Below are 18,543 nucleotides of genomic sequence, written 5' to 3'. Positions count from 1 at the left end.
GGAATAACACCTCTGCTCGACGTCTGTCAGGCGCTCTGGCGCGCCAGCAGGCTTTGCAGCTTGTCGAGCGCCTTGGCGATCTCGAGTGCCTCGCGCGAAGGCATCTGCCGTATCACTTCGTTGGTGTCGCGGTCGACGACCTTGACTACCAGGCGGGCATCGTCCTTGTCGAACGTGAACTCCAGGCCGGGCGCGCGATTCTTCAGGACGTCGTTGATGCTGCCCAGCGCCTGTTCCAGGCTTTCCTTGTCCGGGACACCGCTCCCCGCCACCGCATCCTGGTTCGGCAGCGCGGCAACAGCGCGGGTCTGGGGAACCGTCGAGGGTTCGAGCTTGATACCGGAAAATCCGGTTCCCGCTGCGGCAATTTTGTCGTTCGGTCGAATATCCAAGACAGCTCCTCAAACGAAAACAACCCGGCGCCAGGATGGGGCCGGGTTTGAATCAAGCGCGACGGCCCTCGATTAGCCGCGCAGCAGGGACAGCACGCCGTTCGGCAGCGAGTTGGCCTGGGCCAGCATCGCGGTGCCTGCCTGTTGCAGGATCTGGCCGCGGGTCAGGCTGGCGGTTTCCGAGGCGAAGTCGGCGTCCGTGATACGGCCGCGTGCTGCGCTCTGCGATTCGACCGAAACTTGCAGGTTCGAGACGACCGACTCGAAGCGGTTCTGGACCGCGCCCAGGTTCGCGCGTTCCTTGTTGACCGTGGTCAGGGCCTTGTCCAGGTTGTCGATCACGACCTTGATGGCGGCACCGTCGGCGGTGTTGTCGATCTTGGCAGTAGCCGGGGTGGTGACCGCCGCGATATCCGTATCGGTCTTCATGTTCTTGGTGGTCAGGGTGATGGTGTCGTCAGCCGTCGTCCCTGCACCGACCTGGAAGTCCATCGCGCCCGCCTTGTCGCCCAGGATGGCCTTGCCGTTGAAGGTGGTGCCGCCTGCAACGCGCAGCACTTCTTCTGCCAGCTGCTGGAATTCGCCGTTCAGCGCATCCTTGTCGTCGTTGCTGTTGGTCGAGTTACGGGCCTGGACCGACAGTTCGCGCATACGCTGCAGGTTGTCGCCGATCTTGCTCAGTGCGCCTTCTGCGGTTTGCGCCAGCGAGATGCCGTCGTTCGCGTTACGCATGGCGACGGTGTTGCCGCGGATCTGGGAGGTCATGCGGTCGGCGATCGCCAGGCCGGCGGCGTCGTCCTTGGCGCCGTTGATGCGCAGGCCCGACGACAGGCGCTGGAGCGAGGTCGCCAGCGACGACGACGAGGTGCTCAGGTTACGTTGCGCGTTCAGCGATGCGGTGTTGGTATTGATGTAAGCAGCCATTTTCAATCTCCTAGCAAGTATTCTGGGGCGGGCGACGTGCCCATGGGTTACCTTGGTCTGCCCTCTGTTCCGGGCCAATCACACCGCAGTTGAATCAGGTAACGGAGCCCTACGAAAAAAGTTGATAGCGAGAACGAAAAATTTTCAGGTTTTTTTGTATCGGGGCGGCGGGCGGGCTGCGCTGTTCGACAAGGAATCGCCGAACTTTAGGGTAAAAAAAATTTTATTTTTCCGTGCTGGCGGCGTTGGCTGGGCGCCTGCACGGCCGCCAGGAGCGGCGGCAGGCACTGCGGACAGGCGCTTAGGACGGCCGGGCGCGGCCGTGCCGAGGGATCAGTAGCGCAGGAAGCTGTAGATTTTTTCCAGGCGATCCCAACCGCTGTTGTGCAAGGCTTCGCTGGTCTGCTGCGCGAACTGCTGGTCGTGCTGGAAGCGGCGGCAGAATACCTGGACCGTCTGGGCCAGCGCTGTCGCCGTCGGCAGGGCTTCGCTGGCATTGCATTGGGCCGCGAGCATGAACCTGACCATGCCGAAACGCGACACCAGTCGCAGGTAGTCCTGGTAGGGGGTGGTGTCGCCGAACGGGAACAAGGTCCTGAACATCTCGTTCAACAAATAGTGTTCCAGCAAGAATGGGGCCTCTTGCAAGGCCTGCGGCAGGCGTTCGATGCCGCGGCGGTAACTGTCGACGATGTGCTGCTGGCTGGACTGCCCACTCACTTCGTCCGCCCCCATTCCCTTGGCAATCATGTCCAGGACCGCCCGCTGCGAAGCGGAATGCGAGCGCGAACTCCGCACCGACCACATGGTGGCGAACACGACTGCCTGGTTCGCGTAATTCGGCGGCAAATCCTGCAGTGCAAGCGTAATCGATCCGCTCTCCACCGCTTGCACGATTTCCTCGATCAGCGCAGGTATGGCCAGCTGCCGGCCTGCCTCGATCGCCTTGGTGAGGCTCTCGCAGAAGACGCCGAACAAGGCGAGTTTTTCCCACAGCGCAAGCCCTTCGGTGCGCATCAGCTGGAAACAGAAGATGCGGATGTCGTTCATGGTCTCGACGGGCAATCCATGCACGGACTTGGTCTTCTGCGCGGTATTGTCGCGCACCATGATCTTGTTCTCGACGAAATCGAACGCATCCGGGTTCAGCAGCGCCTGGCGCGCCGCCTCGGGGCAGGACAGCGTCAGGCTTTGTTCGATGCTGCCGGCAAACTGGCGCGTCGTACGCGGGTAGCTGAAGCAGGTATCGGACAGGTAGGTTTCGTTCAGGTGCGTTTGCACCGAGCAGAGGCTGTCCTGTATCAGCGGGCAGGCCGACGTTTCCTCGTGCAGTTCGATCCGCGCATAGGTGGACTCGCTTTCCTGGCTGCGCGTGCGCTTCAGGCTGCTCTCGAACAGCGGCTTGAGTTCGGGATGGGCCGACTGGCGGTAAGCCGTGAACGTTTTTTTGTCGATCGTAACTCTCCAGCCTGCACAGCAGCTGTCCTCGCAGCTGGGGCCGATGCAACTGAAACGGCTGACATAGCGGGGAACGAGGGCAGTAAGGGAGCGGGAGGGATGAAGGATGGCCATGATAGTCCGGTGATAGGCTGGAGGGCAGGCCTAATAGTACTTCGTGGAAACAACGCTCTCAAGCAATTAGAGCGACATGCACCGATCTTCGGCGAGGCGGAGCCCTTTTTGTCTGCTTCGACCGACAGAATGTCGAAGCATCAATACGACACGGCGTGCATCAATGACAAGCTCAGTCCGCGACGACGACGCGGTTCTTGCCGTTTTGCTTGGCCTGGTACATGGCCCGGTCGACGCGCGCCAGCAGCGCCGCCTGCTCCTCGTTCGGCAGCCGCAGGGCGACGCCGGCCGAGAAGGTGATCAGCAGTTTTTCGTTATCGTTCAGGAAGAAGTGTTTGGTCAGCTCGCGCTGCAGGCGCACCATCGTCTGCACCGCCGCCTCGAGCGGGGTTTCCGGCAGCATAATCAGGAATTCCTCGCCGCCGAAGCGGGCGATCACGTCCATCGTGCGCAAGGTCGCCTTGACCACCTTGGCCAGGTGGCGCAGGGCATTGTCGCCGGCCAGGTGGCCGTAGGTGTCGTTCAGGCGCTTGAAATTGTCGAGGTCGAGCAGGGCCACGCACAGCGGCGCGTTGCGGCGGTCGGCACGCGCGCTTTCGCGCGCATAGACTTCGTCCAGGCCGCGCCGGTTGAGGGTGCCCGTGAGCTGGTCTTCGCGCACCAGTTCGCTCATGTGGCGCAGCTGCGCTTCCAGCGCCTTGATGCGGCTTTCCGCTTCCTGCACCTCGCGGTGGGCTTCCAGCATGCGGTCGCGCGAGGCGAGCGCCTCGGCCTGGGCCTGGCGCGTTTCGCGCAGCACTTCGTCCATGACTTCGTTGAGTTCGCCGATGTCGCCCGCGCCACGGATGCGCTCGGAAAAGCCGCCCATCTTGTCGTGGAAGTCGCCGGTCGCCGCCGCCACCGTTCCCAGGCGGTCGATGAAGGTCATCATCATGTTCTTGACGGTCGACTTCATGTCCGACAGGTTGTGCTTGAGCTGGCCCTGTTTGTAGATCACGTCCTTCAGGCTGCGCGTGGCGTCTTCCAGCGCGCGGTGGTCGATCGGGCCGGCGATCAGTTCCTGCACGGCATCGATCTGGCCGCGCATCCAGCTGTCCTCGTCGAGCAGTTCGCCGACGTTTTCCAGCAGCAGTTTGAACAAGCGCAGCAGCAGTTCCTGCTGCTCGGCGCTGTCGCCGCTGTGCAGCTCGATCTGGAAGCACAATTCCTTGAGGCGGGTGGCGATTTCCTGCAGTGCCGCGTCGCTGTGCGCGATTTTTACCGCCGCGCCGAGCGACTCCGCTTCTTTCGCCAGCGTCGGGCTGGCCGGCAGCAGCGAGGCCAGCGCAAAGGCCAGCGTGCGGCTGAGCAGCTCGCGCAGCAGGCGGGTATCGCGGCTTTCCATGCCGTAGGTGACGCCCGGCGGTATCCCGCGTTTCAAGTGTTTTTCGACCAGTTGCGACAAGGCGCGCGCATAGGCATCCCAGTCGCGCAGCTGGACGGCGCGGTTCAGGCGGCGCCCATAGTCGGCCAGCTCGCCCGGCGTGTCGGTCAGTTGCGTCGCGAAGCCGCCCAGCACTTCCTCCGGGGCGGGACCGGCAGCCGGCGCCGGCGTATCCGGGACCGGAATGCCGGCGATCTCGTTGTAGATATCGCGGTAGGCGTCGGGCGTGGGGGCAACCCGGCGCGTTGCCAGGCGCCTGAAGGCTTCCCGCGCAATGTCGACGGGATGTTGGGCGGATGGCGGATGCTGGTTGGACATGATAGAGCGCAAGACATTGACTGATTATCGTGATGATAAGCAGTTTTTCTTTTCGTCATTGTCCGAAAAGAGGGCGGAAAGGGTTTTACTTATGGGCAATGAGGCGCCATGCCCGGTGGCGGCGCGCCTAATCGACCAGCTGGTTGCGGATCGCGTAGTGGGTCAGTTCGGCGCTGGTTTTCAGGTTCATCTTCACCAGCAGGCGGGCGCGGTATTCGCTCACCGTTTTCACCGAGAGCGACAGTTCGCGCGCGATTTCGCTGACCGTCTTGCCCGAAGCGATCATGGTCAGGGTCTGGAATTCGCGGTCCGACAGGTTGTCGTGCGCCGCCGCCTCGTGGTCGGAGCCGACCTGGCTGGCCAGGGCCTGTGCCAGCGTGGCGCTGACGTATTTCTGCCCGCTCGCCACCTGGCGGATCGCCGTGACCAGTTCGCGCGGGGCGCTCTGCTTGGTGAGGTAGCCGGCGGCGCCGGCGCGCAAGGCGCGGATGGCGTACTGGTCTTCGCGGTGCATCGACAGCATCAGCACCGCCAGTTCGGGACGCTCCTGCTTGATCTGCTTGAGGACTTCGATACCGTTGCGGTCGGGCATGGAGATGTCGAGCAGGACCACGTGGCAGCGCGATTTGCGGAACAGCTTGACGGCATCGAGGCCATTTTCGGCTTCGCCGGCGACGACGATGTCGCCTTGCTCGGCCAGGATTTGCTTCAGGCCTTCGCGCACGATGGCGTGGTCGTCGGCAATGAAAACACGGATGGTGGATTTGTCGGTCATTGTTACCTGGGTTCGCTGGCCGCCCGGCGTGGAGCGGAGGGGAGGGCCAGCCTGATCTTGATGGTTACCATCGTGCCACCTCCAGGCGCCGCCGACAAGGTCAAGGTGCCGCCCAGCGCACGCGCCCGCTCGCTCATGCCGCGCAGGCCGAAGGAATGGGGCTTCAGGCGGTCGGCCGGAGCGATGCCGCGGCCGTTGTCGCAGATCGCCAGCACCAGGTGCTGGCGCACGCGGCGCAGGGTCGCCGTGACGCGGGTCGCGCCGGCATGCTTGGCGACATTCGTCAGCGCTTCCTGGAAGATACGGAACAACGCCGCCGCATGGTCCGGGTCGAGTTCGATGTCGCGTTCAGCGCTGCGGAACAGGCAGGCGATGCCCGCCTGCTTTTCGAATTCGCGCGCCTGCCACTCGAGGGCGGCGACGATGCCCAGGTCCAGGGTCGAGGGCCGCAGGTCGAGCGAAATGCGGTGCACGGCCTCGATCGTGCGGTCGACCAGGTCGTCGAGGTAGGCGGCCTTTTCCAGCAACTGCGGCTGCTCGGCCGGCAGCCGGCTGCTCAGCATCGACAGCGCCATTTTGATGGCCGACAGGTTGCCGCCCAGGTCGTCATGGATTTCGCGCGCGATGCGCGCCCGTTCCTGCTCCTTCACCTGTTCGATGTGCTCGGTCAGTTCGGCCAGCCGCGCGCGCGAGCGCAGCACGTCCTGCTGTTCGTTCTTGCTGGCGGTGATGTTGGTCATGATCCCGTCCCATTCGACGGCGCCCTCCAGTGCCGTGGCATGCGGGGTGGCCCGCAGGTTGATCCACTTGACGTCTTTCCAGGCGTCGATCCAGATCCGGCCTTCCCAGTTCCAGGCCGACAGGTTCACTTTCGACACCGCCATCGCTTCCAGGTAGCCCTTGCGGTCCTCGGGCAGGATCAGGCGCAGGAACAGGTCCGGGTCCGCCTGCAATTCGGCCGGCTGCACGCCGAGCAGGGGCGCGCAGCCCTCGCTCAGGTAGGGGAAGGCGTGGGTGCCGTCGGGGCGCAGCAGGAACTGGTAGACCAGTCCCGGCGTGTGGTTGACGATGGCGTTGAAGCGCGCCTGGTAGTGGGCGAGCGCGGCGGCGGCGGCCTGTTCCGGCGACAGGTCGTCGCCGATGGCCACCAGCAGCGAGCGGCCGTCGCGCTGGGCGCGCAGGAAGGTCAGGCGGGCAGGGTAGGTGCTGCCGTCGGCGCGGCGCAGGCAGGTGCGCAGGCAGTGCTGCTCGCCGATGTCGTCGCCCAGGGTGGCGGCCAGCACGCCCAGCGCGCCCTCGGCCAGGTCGGGGAAAATGGTGCTCGCGGGCATGCCCTTGAGCGGCGTGCCGTCGTAGCCGAGGTTGGTGCGCGCGGTGCCGTTGACGTCGACCAGGGTGAGGGTGCCGGGGTCGATCAGGTAGAGTTCGGCCGGCGCAGCCTGCATCGGCGCGCTCAAGGCCGGCGACACCGTCGTCATGGCTCGCTCCCGTCCGCCTTGCGGCGGCGCCGCCAGAGCGACACGAAGCGGCGCAGGGCGCGCGCGCTGCGCGTGGCGTGGCGGCTGCCGAAGGGCACCGACGGCCGCAACTGGTAGCGCAGGCGGCGCAGCACGCGGCGGGCGGCGGCGATCGAACGGCGCACGCGGCTGAAGGCAGGGCTGGTACGCAGGCGGGCGATGAGATTGTCCTTGAACATGATGAAGCGATTGTGCCATCGCGCAAACCAGAGCAGCGCCAGCAAGGACGGCAAGGTCAGCACATAAATGCGGGCGACGACCACCGCGCCGCCGAGCTTGGCCAGGACGAACACGGCCACGCCCCAGGCCGCATGGCCGTGTGCGATCGCCAGCAGCGCCAGCAACTTGATCGGCAGCAGCATCAGGCCGGGCAGGGCAAAGACCAGCAGCGCCCAGTAGGGCGGCAGGCGGCGCACGCCGTTTTCCAGCGCGCGCAGCGGCGGCCAGGTGGCCAGGCCGGCCGCGACGGCGCTGCCGAGGCGCCACAGCCATTCTTCGAGCAGCAGGAGCAGCGCCGCCGTGTACACGAGCGGCGCGAGCATCCGGCTGCGCGAGGAAGAAGGGTTCGTCATCGTTTGCATGATACTACGCCATGAAAGCGCAGCCTTCTGCGCCGGGGAGCTACAATAAGGCTTATGAACAAGGCATTTGTAAAAGAGTCCGACAACGACGACGATGACGAAGCCGTCGCGCTGGCGCAGGCGATTCCCGCCGGTGCCAAGAATTACATCACCCCTGCCGGCTACAAGGCCATCAAGGACGAACTGCTGCAGCTGATCGACGTCGACCGGCCGGAAGTGGTGCGCGTGGTGCATTGGGCCGCGTCGAACGGCGACCGCTCGGAAAACGGCGACTACATCTATGGCAAGCGCCGGCTGCGCGAGATCGACCGCCGCATCCGTTTCCTCACCAAGCGCATGGACTCGGCCTTCGTGGTCGACCCGAGCGTGCATTACGGGAACGACCAGGTCTTTTTCGGTGCAACCGTCACCTATGTCAACAAGGCCGGCGAGGAGCACACGGTCACCATCGTCGGCATCGACGAGCTCGACCCGCTGCGCGGGCGCATCAGCTGGGTGTCGCCGGTGGCGCGCGCGCTGACCAAGGGGCGCGAAGGTGACGTCATCACCCTGCAGACCCCGCAGGGCGACGAAGAACTCGAGATCGTGTCGGTCGAGTATCCGGAGCCGATCACCGACTGACAGACGGACTGGGTTGGCTCAGTCCGCTTCGACGCGCTCCTCCGGCGCGACGATGACCCCGGTTTCCTCGTCGATCAGCAGCAGGCGCGGCGGCGCCGGCAAGCCCAGGCGCGCCGCCATCTCCTGTTCCGCATCGCCCAGTTCCTGGAAGGCGGGCGCCAGGCGGCGCCGCACGCGCGGTCCCAGGGCGTCGAAGCGCGGCATGCCACGCCGCCTGGTCAACAGTTTTTCCAGGAGCCCCACGTTACCATCCCGCCCGGTGAAACGGCAGGATCACGAACGCCAGGGCCTGGAGCAGCAGCGACAGCAGGATCAGCCGCAAGGCCCAGGTGCGGCGCCGCGCACTGATCGCATTGCCCTTCAGGTACTGCTCGTAGGCGACCGCATAGCTGGCGGCGAGCAGGGCGCGCACGTGCTCTTCCTCCTCCAGGGCGCTGCGGCCGTCCACCTCGTCGAGCAGGTCGACCAGGCGCGGCGGTTCGTGGTGGACGAACAGCCATTCCGCCATCAGCACCTGCCAGGCCGAGGCGAACAGCGCGAGCGCCGCCACGGCCCCGAGCAGGAAAATCAAGAGGGTGGGCGTCTGCTGCCAGCGATCCGGATTGACCTCGACCGAGAGGCTGCTGAACGCGAACACCGCAAAGGAGATCGCCGCGACCGGCGTGCTGAGGCTGCCGCGGATGCCTTCGCGGCGGGAGCGTTCGTTGAGGAACAGCGCCTGCAGATGATCGAGATGCAGTTGCGTGATGCGATGCATGATGGTCCTGGCGTTCGGAGGTTCGGCGTGCGTCGCGCAAGCAGGCCCGGTTGGCAGGCCGCCTGGGCGCTCGCGAAAGCTTACCACCCCGACCGCAGGATAACGGACACGATTGGATGCGCGCCTGGCGCGCTACGGACGGGCGGGCGCAGCGCTACCCGGGCTGGTAAGATGGCGGTTTGCCGCTTTTCTGGCCCCATGAATCCTCCCCTCGATACCGCACGCGAGTCCGATGTCCTGGCCGCGCTGCGGCAGGCGACGGGCACGCGCCATGAGCGCCTCGACAGCGGCTTGCCGCTCTCCCGGCCGGACGCCACGCTCGCCGACTACGCCCACCACCTGTGCCTGCTGCGCGACTGGCTCGCGCCCCTCGAAGCCTGGCTCGACACCTATCGTGACGGCCCGCAAGGCCCGGACGGGATTGACGCCGCGCCCCACCTGTCCCTGATCGAAGCCGACCTGGCCGAGCCATCGCTGCCGGCCCAGGCCTGCAGCGCCGGCCCGCCCGTGTCCTGGCCGCCGGACGCCAGCCCCGCCTACCGCTGGGGCGTGGCCTATGTCGTCGAAGGCTCGCAGCTGGGCGGCGCTGTGCTCTACAAACGCTTGAGTGCGCAGCTGGCGCCGCATCCGCTGCGCTACCTGCGCGGTACTGGCGAGGCCGGCCCCGGCCCGCGCTGGCGCGCCTTCATGGCGGCGCTGCGCGCCCAGGTGCAGGGCGAGGAGCGGGTGGCCGAGGCCTGTGCGGGTGCGTGCGATGCCTTCGACCGGATCCTGGCGCTGGCGTTCAGGGATCACTCACCGCGGTCCCCACTTTCCTGTCCATGAGGCAAGCCCAGGCTAGCGCCGCCGTGCTGTCACGGCACCCTGCCTGGACTGAGCTTCTCAAAGAAAGATTGATTCGTGTCAAATGTAGCTAGTTAATCCGCGCGCTCGAGTTCGCTAAGATCGATATTTCTTAGCGCAAATTTCTCGATCACGAAGGAGTCGTGCAGATGGCTAACGCCAATGGGCCAGCCGGTCCGATGAACGCCTTCTCCGAGTTTGCCTCCGCGCGGCGGTATGGTACTGGGCTGAGTCAGGCTGGCAGGCTCATCACCTTGGTAACGGCCCAGAAACGCGGACTTCCGGAGTCGCTGGTGGCGGAACAGTTTGTCGGGCGTGAGGCCGTCAACGAGCTGTTCAGTTTCGAAATCGACGCCCTGAGTGTGTCGACGGACCTGGATCTGTCCATCTTCATTGGTGAAGACCTCACGGTCACCCTGTTGCAGCCTACTGGCCGCCGGCGTGCGTGGCACGGCATCTGTACACATGCATCCTGGTCCGGCGCAGACGGTGGCGTAGTCCGTTACCGGTTACGGATGGAGCCGGCTTTATCGCTGCTGGCCCTTCGCCGCGATTGCTATATATTCCAGGGCAAGAACGCACGCGAAATCGTCACCGAGCTTCTGGCCGATTACCCGCACGTCCGTTTCGATTTCGACATTACGCAAGAGTTGCTCAACCGTCCGATCTGTACGCAGTACCGCGAGACTGATTTTGAGTTCTTCGAACGCTTGCTGGCGTCGGAAGGGCTGAGCTGGCGTTTCGAGCACGACCAGATCGATGATGACGATCGCGACGATCCTGGGCATTCAACGCATCGGCTGGTCATTTTCGACAGCAGGGCAAGGGCGCCCGCGATGCCTAACGGACAGGCCATCCGTTTCCACGGCGTGCGCGCAACAGATACCGATGACGCGATTGATGCGTTCTCTGCCCACAGACGCGTGTCGGCCAACGCAGTAGCCATCAGCAGCTGGAATCCGGCGCAACTGATCGCCCCGAGCGCTGAACTGGAATCCATTCTGGATGCGGGCGACCTGCCTCTGCTCCAGATGTACGACGGTAGCGGCGAAGGCATCACGGGAAGAGCCGCGGCTGCCCGACAGGGCGAGCTCATGCTGCAGGCGCTGGAGTTGAAGAATAAGATGTTCCAGGGTGCCGGCGCGGTGCGGCGACTGAGCCCTGGCCACGCATTTCTGCTTACCCAGCACGACAGGTATCCAGAGGGCCGGAATCGCTTCAACGTGCTTTGGGTACGTCATGAAGCGCGCAATAACTTCGATACCGGGATCGCCATCGCCGCGGCGAAAATAGTCGAGAGCGGCACATACCGGAACACGTTCGGGTGCATACGCGATGAGGTCGCCATTGTCCCGGCCAGAACTGCGCTCCCGGATCCCTGTACAGCCCCAGGGCCACAGACAGCGCTCGTAGTCGGTGTGCGCGGCTCCGTGGCGACAACGACGCGCGATCACCAGGTGAAGGTCCAGTTTGCATGGCAGCGTGGTTCCGCACCCAACGCATGCGGGCTTGCACATGATACTGACCAGCAGGGCAACGCACCAGGTGACGAAAGGTCTGGAACGTGGGTCCGTGTCGCGGAGGCGTTGGCCGGCCCCAATTGGGGAACCCAGTTCACGCCGCGCGTCGGGACTGAAGTGCTGGTTGACTTTATTGAAGGCGACATCGACCGGCCTGTGATCGTCGCCCAGCTCTACACGGGTGCCGACGTGCCGCCGTTTGCGGCAGGCGTCGATTCCGAAGTCAACCATGCGGGCGTGCTATCAGGCATCCACACGAATAATTTCGACGGAAGCGGCTACAACCAGTGGCAACTCGACGATACGAACGGCCAGGTGCGCACGCGTCTTGCGAGCAGCAGCGCGGCAACCGAGTTGAGCCTCGGGTACCTGATTCAACAGGCTGCGTCATCGGCGCACCGCGGCTGCTATCGCGGCAGCGGCTTCGAACTGCGCACGGATGCGTGGGCCGTGCTGCGGGGAGGAGAAGGGGTGCTGTTGTCGACCACTGCGCGGGTGCGACAGGGCAGCGGCGTCGCGTCGACACAGATGGATGCGGCTGAGGCGGTATCGCTGTTCAAGGGCGCGCAGGCACTGAGCAACACGCTGAACGAGGCCGCGAGCCAGCAGCAGGCGCTGGTCAGCAAGGACGCTGCGAAAGCGCAGGCCGACTTCATCGAACAGCTCGATCCGAAGGCCAGGGGCAAGTATTCGGGTGCGATCAACGGACAGCAGGCCCTCAAGGCGAAGAATGGATCGCGTGACCTCGATGCCGGGCAGGCTGTCGAGAAGTTCGGATCGGCGATCGTGCTGATGGATTCCGCAGCCAGCATCAATTGGGCGGCCCCCGCATCGACGATTATCTTCGCCGGGCAGCAGTTGCACTGGACCACGCAGTCGGATCTGCACATGACGGCAGCGCATACCGCGTCGTCAGTTGCCGGCAGCGCCGCGAGCTTCTTCACGCATTCGGGTGGTATCCAGGCAATCGCCGCGAATGGCCCGGTATCTTTGCAGGCCCATACCGATCAGCTGGAAATCCTGGCGGACCAGGCCGTCACGGTCATGTCGGTCAACGATAGCATCGAGATCACCGCCAGGAACAAAATCGTGCTGCAGGCGGGGCAATGCGCGGTAACGCTCGATGGAAAAAATACCACTTTCGCCTGCCCCGGGAAATTCTCAGTTAAGGGCGGGAAGCATTTGTTCGACGCCGGTGCTTTTAGGGAGGCATCGGTTACACCTCTGCCGGACAGCCGACCGAAGCTGTTTGACGAAGGTTTCGTTTTGCGGGACGAGGATACAGGTTCGCCCTTACCGAACTATCCGTACCGAATTGTCCGAGCGGACGGCTCAATTGAAGCTGGAATAACGGACGCGGAAGGCCGGACACACGTGGTTTCCTCGGCTGAAATCGAGGAAATAAACATCGAGATTCCTCGCATGTAAAGGTTTGCTTCTCCCATGGCCACCACAAAATTCAAGAATGCGGGCAACGCCAATACCAACCCTGTTGAGAACAAGGTTCGAAAGGAGATCACGGTCAAAGTCGGACCGGCGGGAATTGCCCGGATTGTCTTCCTCAATAGTGACGGCAGCGAGGCAAACAGCGTCAAGCAATTTGTCAACTTGAGCGGCTCGGATAACTTTGTGGACGGAAAAATCGTTCCGAATGTCTATCGCGCCGGAAACAAAATACGCCTCAAGGTGGTCTTCAACAAGCCCGGCACTTACTCCTTCACCGTCAAGTGCGAGCCTCTTGATGGCAATGCTCAGTACACGCCCGGGGAGCTGGCGCGAAATGCTCGCTTCGCCTATCAGAACGAACCAAAGTCTTACACAACTGGAAGCGATGGAAGCCTGGCCTTGCCGCTCGAAGATTTCTACGTAGGCGCTGCGGGCAAGGATAAATACGTATTTCGCGCTACCGACGCGAGCGGGGTCACAGTATCGACCGGGAGTCTGGAAGTGCACCGGCTGATCCACTATGTGGAGCTAAAGATGCGTTCGCTGACTTCGTGTGCTGCCAATCTGATGCGAGTGGAGGAGGAATACGCAAAGCACTACATCAAACTGCTGAAGTTGCCTGCGGTCGAGATGGCTTACATGCCCAACATTGGAGAGAACGAGACCGAAACATTTCAGGCCAATGCAAGGAGTGCCTATTCCAAGTCCTTGGCTGTTGGGAAGCAGCCTCACGTGATAGCGATTGCGTACACCGGGCATTTGGCCGTAAAGCAAAAAAATTTCCGAGTTCTACAGTCGGTTGCGGTTGGACCAGCAAGTCCACCGGCCTTGATTACGATTGCCGCCCAGCCCGATCCGTTAACTCTCATCTCCGAACCATATTTTCTCTGGCAGGGTCTCGGACTCGGCGAGAGTTGGTTCGTATCCGCAAGGTTTATCAAAGCAGGAGGGTCTGCTGCCGATGTGATCAGTATCCCGGGGGAGAAATGCACACCGTTGCCTAGCAGTTCTGCCCTCCCTCAGCAATCCAATGTCGTGCGAATCGATGTAAGCGCGTTGCCGCACGCGACTGGCACTATCGAGCTCGTCGTGAATATTGTTGACAGGATGCGAGGTGGGATTTCGTTCTTTGACGGGAACCTGGTCTGCGTTTGCACGAAGGCATGGTGGTCAACCGTTGTCACTAAAATGCAAAACGAAGTGATCATTCACGAATTAGGGCACAAGATGGGCATGGTGTCGGACGGTAGGGGAAAGCTGCCCGACAGATCTATCAGCTTGTACAACGATGCGAAAGGACACCGCGGAAACCACTGCTTTTACGGCCTTTCTGTGAACCAGGCTCGTTATGATTCGGATGCCGACCTGAACGGCTCCAAATGCGTGATGTATGGTGCAACCAATGACCGTAGCGACTTCTGTGTCAATTGTGCACCGGCTGTTCGGAAAGTCGATCTTGGCGACGGATGGGACCCATTCTGATGCGTTCCTGGTCCCCGTTACCCCCGTCCGCCGTTTGCGTTTTGTGCCTGTCCCTGATTGCAAGCTGCCGCGTTCCGTCCCAACAACCCGCTTCGCCGGTCGACCACCCGGCCATGCCATCCAGCTCGACGCTGAACGAAATGATGAACGACGACAAATTGTTCGAGAACGTGCCATTTAACACCAATAAGCAGACGGCTTGCTCCCCGACGGACCCAGGTATCGACTGGCTCGGGGTGAAAGTGCGCGCTCCTTCCCAAGTGTTCATGCCTGACAAAGACGCTCCCCACTCAGCGCTCGTCATGCCTTTGTGCGGGGTCTATTTTATGAATGTCGCGAAGGCAATTCGGCATCCCGGACCGCTCATGTTGATCGTTACCGACATTGCCAGCGGAAAAACATACCGTGGCCCGATCATCGATCGAGACCCGCTCCCGAGAGTACCCCCGCCACCGTCGCCCCCGCTCAATCCCGATGACTTTGAAGATCAAGATTTTGGCAACTACTTCAACTTCGATGTCGCGTCCTACGTGGCGCTGCCGCTGCAGACCGCTCGTTATCGCGTGAAGGTCGAGTGGCATGGCTATGAGTCGGACGAGGTAAGCATTGCTGTCGTTCAGCGCCCGTAGCGATCATTCTGATGCGCCCCTGGACTCCGTTACTCGCAGCTGCCGTTTGCGTTTTGTGTTTGCCGGCAATCGCAAGCCATGACGCTCCCTTCCAACAACCCAATTCGGCGATCGCTCACCCAGCGACCGCGCCTACCCTAACTGCAGACAAGATGACCGATGACGACAAATTATTCGAACAGGTTCCATTCGGCAAAAATGAGCGGACTGTTTGCTCGCCGGAAGACCCAGGTCCGGGTTTCGACTGGCGTGGGGTGTTAGTGCGAGCACCTTCAAAAGTGGTTTTGCCCGACGAAGATGCGCCAAGCTCAACGCTCATTATCCCATTATGCGGGATATACACGATCAACCTGGCCAAGGCGATCAGGCATCCCGGACGCCAAGTGTTAATTGTCACCGACGAATCCACTGGACAAACGTACCGGGGTCAGATCGTAGATCGAGATCCAAACCCGCTAATTCCTCCGCCACCGACGCGTCGGCTTAGGGCCGAGGACTATGAGCATCAAGCTTTCGGCGGCTACTTGAACGTTGATGTGGCGTCCTATGTGACGCTGCCGTTGCAGCCTGCACGCTATCGCGTCAAGGTCGAATGGTCCGGCTATGAGTCGAACGAGGTAAGCGTTGCAGTTGTCCGGCGTCGCTAGTTGCACATCACAGAGTTGGCAACGTGCTCTGTCCGTACCGCCGGCCGTAAGCGTCACGCCCGCACGCGCTCGACCCGGTTCACGCCCGTCACGCGGCGCAGGTTGCGGATCAGGTGCGCCAGATACACGCGGTCCTTGACCTGGATCGTGAAGCGCAGTTGGGGCATCCTGTTCTCGTCGTCCTCGTCCATGCCGACACGGGTGATGTCCGACCGTATCCTGGCGCTGGTTTTCCAGAGGCGATGAGCTTGTCCTCGTCATGCGCCGTGCGTTGACGCTGCGCCCGCGTGAAACGATACTCCCGGCTGTTCGTTTCTCATGGATGATAGCGGCTGATGACAACACGGCGATTGACGTTTGAATCCCATCTGGCGGCCTCGCCCGGGGAGCTGTGGGACTGGGCGACCTCGCCGCACGGTATTTCCGGTGAAATGTGGCCGCTGGCGAAGATGACCTTCCCGGCCGGCCATGCCACGCTTGCGGATGCCGGGATGGTGCTGGGGCGGCCGCTGTGCCGCAGCTGGCTGCTGCTGTTCGGCCTGATTCCCGTGGATCGCCTGGACCTGACGCTGCTGGAAGTGGACACCGGCCGGCGCTTCCTGGAGCAGTCGCCCATGCTGAGCATGAGGTGCTGGCGTCACGAACGGATCATCGAGCCCTGTGACACCGGCGCACGGGTCACCGACAAGCTCGAGTTCGCACCGCGCCTGGCGGGGCCGGTGCTTGCCATGTTCGTGAAGCTCTTGTTCCGTCACCGGCACCGCGTGCTGCGCCAGCGATTCGGGGACGGCGCAAAAAAATAGCCCACCGCGGTGGGCCATGCATGTCTTTTCAACGGCAAGGGCCTCAGGCCCGTTCGCGCTCGACCCGGTTGACGCCCGCCACGCGCCGCAAATTGCGGATCAGGTGGGCCAGGTGCACGCGGTCCTTGACCTGGATCGTGAAGCGCAGTTGCGTCATCATGTTTTCGTCGTCCTCGTCCATGCCGACATAGGTGATGTTGCCGTCGGACTCGCCGATTTCGGCGGCCACGCGCGCCAGGATGCCTTTTTCGTTGTTGATCAACAGGCGGATGCGGCAGTCGAAGCGGCGGTTCAGCTCCTCGCCCCATTGCACGGCGATCCAGCGGTCCGGTTCCTTGGCGCGCAGGCGCTTGGCCGGCAGGCAGTCGCAGGTGTGCACGACCAGGCCCTGGTCGCGCCGCAGCTGGCCCGTGATCTGGTCGCCGGGGATCGGCAGGCAGCAGGGCGCCAGCTGCACCGACACGCCTTCGCTGCCGTAGATCGTGACCGGGTCGATGTCACCGGCCTGCGGCTGGTTCGAGGGCAGCGTGCTGTCCGGCTCGCCGCCGTCCATCATGCCGAAGATATGGCGGGCGACGAGCGCCGGCATGCGCTTGCCGATGCCGATGTCGGCGTACAGCTCGTCCATCGACTTGGCCGAGGATTCGGCCAGCAGCCGGTCGACGGTCGCGGGCGGCAGTTCGGGGTCGATGTTGCGCGCCACGAGCGCCTGGGCCAGCAACTCCTGGCCAAGCTCGACCGATTCGTTGACGTTGACGGTGCGCAGGTAATGGCGGATCGCCGAGCGCGCCTTGCCGGTGCGCACATAGTTGAGCCAGGTCGGGCTCGGGCGCGAATCCGGGTCGGTGACGATTTCGACGATGTCGCCGTTGTGCAGCTCGGTGCGCAGCGGCTGGGACTCGTTGTTGATCTTGACCGCCACCGTATGGTCGCCGATGCCGGTGTGGATCGAATAGGCGAAGTCGAGCCCCGTGGCACCACGGGGCAGGGCGATGATCTTCGACTTCGGCGTAAACACGTAGACGGAATCGGGGAACAGGTCGACCTTCACGTGTTCCAGGAATTCGGCCGAGTCGCCGGTCTGCTGCTGGATGTCGAGCAGCGACTGCAGCCACGCATGGGTGCGCTGCTGCAGGTCCGACATGTTCTGGTCGCCCGTCTTGTAGAGCCAGTGCGCCGCCACGCCGGACTCCGCGGTACGGTGCATGTCCTGGGTGCGGATTTGGAATTCGACCGGGGTGCCGTAGGGGCCGATCAGGGTCGTGTGCAGGGACTGGTAGCCGTTGATCTTGCGGATCGCGATGTAATCCTTGAACTTGCCGGGCATCGGCTTGTACAGGCCGTGCAGCGAGCCCAGCGCCACGTAACAGTTCGGGATGGTGTCGACCACGACGCGGAAACCGTAGACGTCGAGCACCTGCGAGAACGACAGGTGCTTGTTGCGCATCTTTTTATAGATGCCGTACAGGGTTTTCTCGCGGCCGTAGACTTCGGCCTGGATGCCCGCCATCGCCAGCGTGTGCTTGACCGATTCGAGGATCTTCTTGACGACTTCGCGGCGGTTGCCGCGCGCCGCCTTGACGGCCTTGGCCAGGGTCCGGTAGCGCAGCGGATACAGGTGCGAAAACGCCAGGTCCTGGAGTTCGCGATAGATGTTGTTCAGGCCGAGGCGGTGCGCGATCGGCACATACACTTCCATCGTCTCGCCGGCGATGCGCCGCTTCTTGGCGGGCACCATCACGCCCAGCGTGCGCATGTTGTGCAGGCGGTCGGCCAGCTTGATCAGGATCACGCGCACGTCCGAGGCCATCGCCAGCAGCATCTTGCGGAAGTTTTCCGCCTGCGCCTCGACCAGGCTCTGGAACTCGATTTTTTCGAGCTTGGACAGGCCGTCGACCAGGTTCGCCACTTGCGGGCCGAAGCGCTCGAGCAGCTCTTCCTTCTTGACGTCCTGGTCCTCGATCACGTCGTGCAGCAGGGCGGCCATGATGGCCTGGGCGTCGAGTTTCCACTCGGCGCAGATCTCGGCGACGGCGATCGGGTGCGAAATATAGGGTTCGCCCGACTTGCGCACCTGGCCGAGGTGCATCTCGTCGGAGAAGCGGTAGGCTTCCCTGACCTTTTTCAGTTCAGCGGGAGTGAGGTATTCCGACAGCTGGTTGACCAGCTGGGTGACCGAGGCGACGCCGGGAGCCGGCATTTCCGGGACTTCTTGCGGCTTGCCCGGGCGCTTGGCCCGGGCGGGGGTGTTGCCTGAATGTGTAGAGTCCGGGGGGAACAGGTTCATGTTATG

The 18,543-nt window shown here is 63.1% G+C and carries 18 protein-coding genes; 7 read left to right on the top strand and 11 right to left on the bottom strand.

The features are described from left to right. Positions 1-26: 26 nt before the first annotated feature. From ACFPAH_RS04995 to ACFPAH_RS04965, 7 genes are all read right to left on the bottom strand, one after another. Positions 27-392 carry a flagellar protein FlaG gene (locus ACFPAH_RS04995; protein ID WP_379741553.1) on the bottom strand — a complete coding sequence of 122 codons (366 nt, stop codon included), beginning with the start codon at positions 390-392 and terminating at the stop codon, positions 27-29. A 72-nt stretch (positions 393-464) separates the two neighbouring features. Beyond that, the gene (locus ACFPAH_RS04990) at positions 465-1,316 is read right to left on the bottom strand and encodes a flagellin domain-containing protein (RefSeq protein ID WP_379741550.1); all 852 of its coding nucleotides are present in this window, start codon (positions 1,314-1,316) and stop codon (positions 465-467) included. A 333-nt stretch (positions 1,317-1,649) separates the two neighbouring features. Beyond that, entirely contained in the window at positions 1,650-2,888 is a 1,239-nt protein-coding gene (gene fliB, locus ACFPAH_RS04985) for a flagellin lysine-N-methylase (protein WP_379741547.1), read from the bottom strand. 172 nt (positions 2,889-3,060) lie between these two features. Continuing rightward, positions 3,061-4,629, bottom strand: coding sequence for a GGDEF domain-containing protein (locus ACFPAH_RS04980; RefSeq protein ID WP_379741544.1), 1,569 nt, complete (start codon positions 4,627-4,629; stop codon positions 3,061-3,063). A 127-nt stretch (positions 4,630-4,756) separates the two neighbouring features. Further along, positions 4,757-5,404 (bottom strand): response regulator, encoded by a 648-nt coding sequence (locus ACFPAH_RS04975; protein ID WP_379741541.1) that lies wholly within the window; start codon positions 5,402-5,404, stop codon positions 4,757-4,759. Positions 5,405-5,406: 2 nt separating this feature from the next. Continuing rightward, positions 5,407-6,882, bottom strand: coding sequence for a sensor histidine kinase (locus tag ACFPAH_RS04970; RefSeq protein ID WP_379741538.1), 1,476 nt, complete (start codon positions 6,880-6,882; stop codon positions 5,407-5,409). Further along, positions 6,879-7,493, bottom strand: a complete 615-nt coding sequence (locus ACFPAH_RS04965) for a hypothetical protein (RefSeq protein WP_379741536.1) — start codon at positions 7,491-7,493, stop codon at positions 6,879-6,881. Before ACFPAH_RS04965 ends, ACFPAH_RS04970 begins: the two co-directional genes overlap by 4 nt. Positions 7,494-7,556: 63 nt before the next feature. Between ACFPAH_RS04965 and greB the strand changes: the two genes are divergently transcribed. Next, on the top strand, positions 7,557-8,123 hold the full coding sequence (greB, locus tag ACFPAH_RS04960) for a transcription elongation factor GreB (RefSeq protein ID WP_379741533.1): 567 nt from the start codon (positions 7,557-7,559) through the stop codon (positions 8,121-8,123). 18 nt (positions 8,124-8,141) lie between these two features. On the opposite strand, the gene ACFPAH_RS04955 is transcribed toward greB, so the two are convergent. Then, positions 8,142-8,327 carry a hypothetical protein gene (locus tag ACFPAH_RS04955; RefSeq protein WP_379741531.1) on the bottom strand — a complete coding sequence of 62 codons (186 nt, stop codon included), beginning with the start codon at positions 8,325-8,327 and terminating at the stop codon, positions 8,142-8,144. A gap of 40 nt (positions 8,328-8,367) precedes the next feature. After that, positions 8,368-8,880, bottom strand: coding sequence for a hypothetical protein (locus ACFPAH_RS04950; RefSeq protein ID WP_379741528.1), 513 nt, complete (start codon positions 8,878-8,880; stop codon positions 8,368-8,370). A gap of 198 nt (positions 8,881-9,078) precedes the next feature. On the opposite strand from ACFPAH_RS04950, the gene ACFPAH_RS04945 reads away from it, so the two are divergent. The 5 genes from ACFPAH_RS04945 to ACFPAH_RS04925 all read left to right on the top strand — a co-directional run bounded on the left by ACFPAH_RS04945 (position 9,079) and on the right by ACFPAH_RS04925 (position 15,447). Continuing rightward, complete coding sequence (locus ACFPAH_RS04945; RefSeq protein ID WP_379741525.1) at positions 9,079-9,705, top strand: biliverdin-producing heme oxygenase; 627 nt, start codon at positions 9,079-9,081, stop codon at positions 9,703-9,705. Between the two features lie 167 nt (positions 9,706-9,872). After that, positions 9,873-12,671, top strand: a complete 2,799-nt coding sequence (locus tag ACFPAH_RS04940) for a type VI secretion system Vgr family protein (RefSeq protein WP_379741522.1) — start codon at positions 9,873-9,875, stop codon at positions 12,669-12,671. Positions 12,672-12,686: 15 nt separating this feature from the next. Next, positions 12,687-14,171 carry a hypothetical protein gene (locus tag ACFPAH_RS04935; protein ID WP_379741519.1) on the top strand — a complete coding sequence of 495 codons (1,485 nt, stop codon included), beginning with the start codon at positions 12,687-12,689 and terminating at the stop codon, positions 14,169-14,171. A 140-nt stretch (positions 14,172-14,311) separates the two neighbouring features. After that, complete coding sequence (locus ACFPAH_RS04930) at positions 14,312-14,800, top strand: hypothetical protein (protein ID WP_379741516.1); 489 nt, start codon at positions 14,312-14,314, stop codon at positions 14,798-14,800. A gap of 152 nt (positions 14,801-14,952) precedes the next feature. After that, positions 14,953-15,447, top strand: coding sequence for a hypothetical protein (locus ACFPAH_RS04925; RefSeq protein ID WP_379741513.1), 495 nt, complete (start codon positions 14,953-14,955; stop codon positions 15,445-15,447). A gap of 53 nt (positions 15,448-15,500) precedes the next feature. Here ACFPAH_RS04925 and ACFPAH_RS04920 read toward each other — a convergent pair whose 3' ends face one another. Further along, positions 15,501-15,653 carry an ACT domain-containing protein gene (locus tag ACFPAH_RS04920; protein WP_379742964.1) on the bottom strand — a complete coding sequence of 51 codons (153 nt, stop codon included), beginning with the start codon at positions 15,651-15,653 and terminating at the stop codon, positions 15,501-15,503. Positions 15,654-15,797: 144 nt separating this feature from the next. On the opposite strand from ACFPAH_RS04920, the gene ACFPAH_RS04915 reads away from it, so the two are divergent. Continuing rightward, positions 15,798-16,250: a hypothetical protein gene (locus ACFPAH_RS04915; protein ID WP_379741510.1), complete on the top strand. Its 453-nt coding sequence runs from the start codon at positions 15,798-15,800 to the stop codon at positions 16,248-16,250. Between the two features lie 43 nt (positions 16,251-16,293). Here the strand turns inward: ACFPAH_RS04915 and ACFPAH_RS04910 are convergent, their stop codons facing one another. Next, positions 16,294-18,537, bottom strand: a complete 2,244-nt coding sequence (locus ACFPAH_RS04910) for a RelA/SpoT family protein (protein WP_379741507.1) — start codon at positions 18,535-18,537, stop codon at positions 16,294-16,296. Positions 18,538-18,543 lie beyond the last annotated feature (6 nt).

This window comes from Massilia sp. GCM10023247 (genome assembly GCF_042653325.1).
In the GTDB taxonomy this organism is placed as follows: domain Bacteria; phylum Pseudomonadota; class Gammaproteobacteria; order Burkholderiales; family Burkholderiaceae_D; genus Telluria.
Note: the sequence above shows the minus strand (reverse complement) of the source record. Positions and strands in the feature narration are given on the sequence as shown.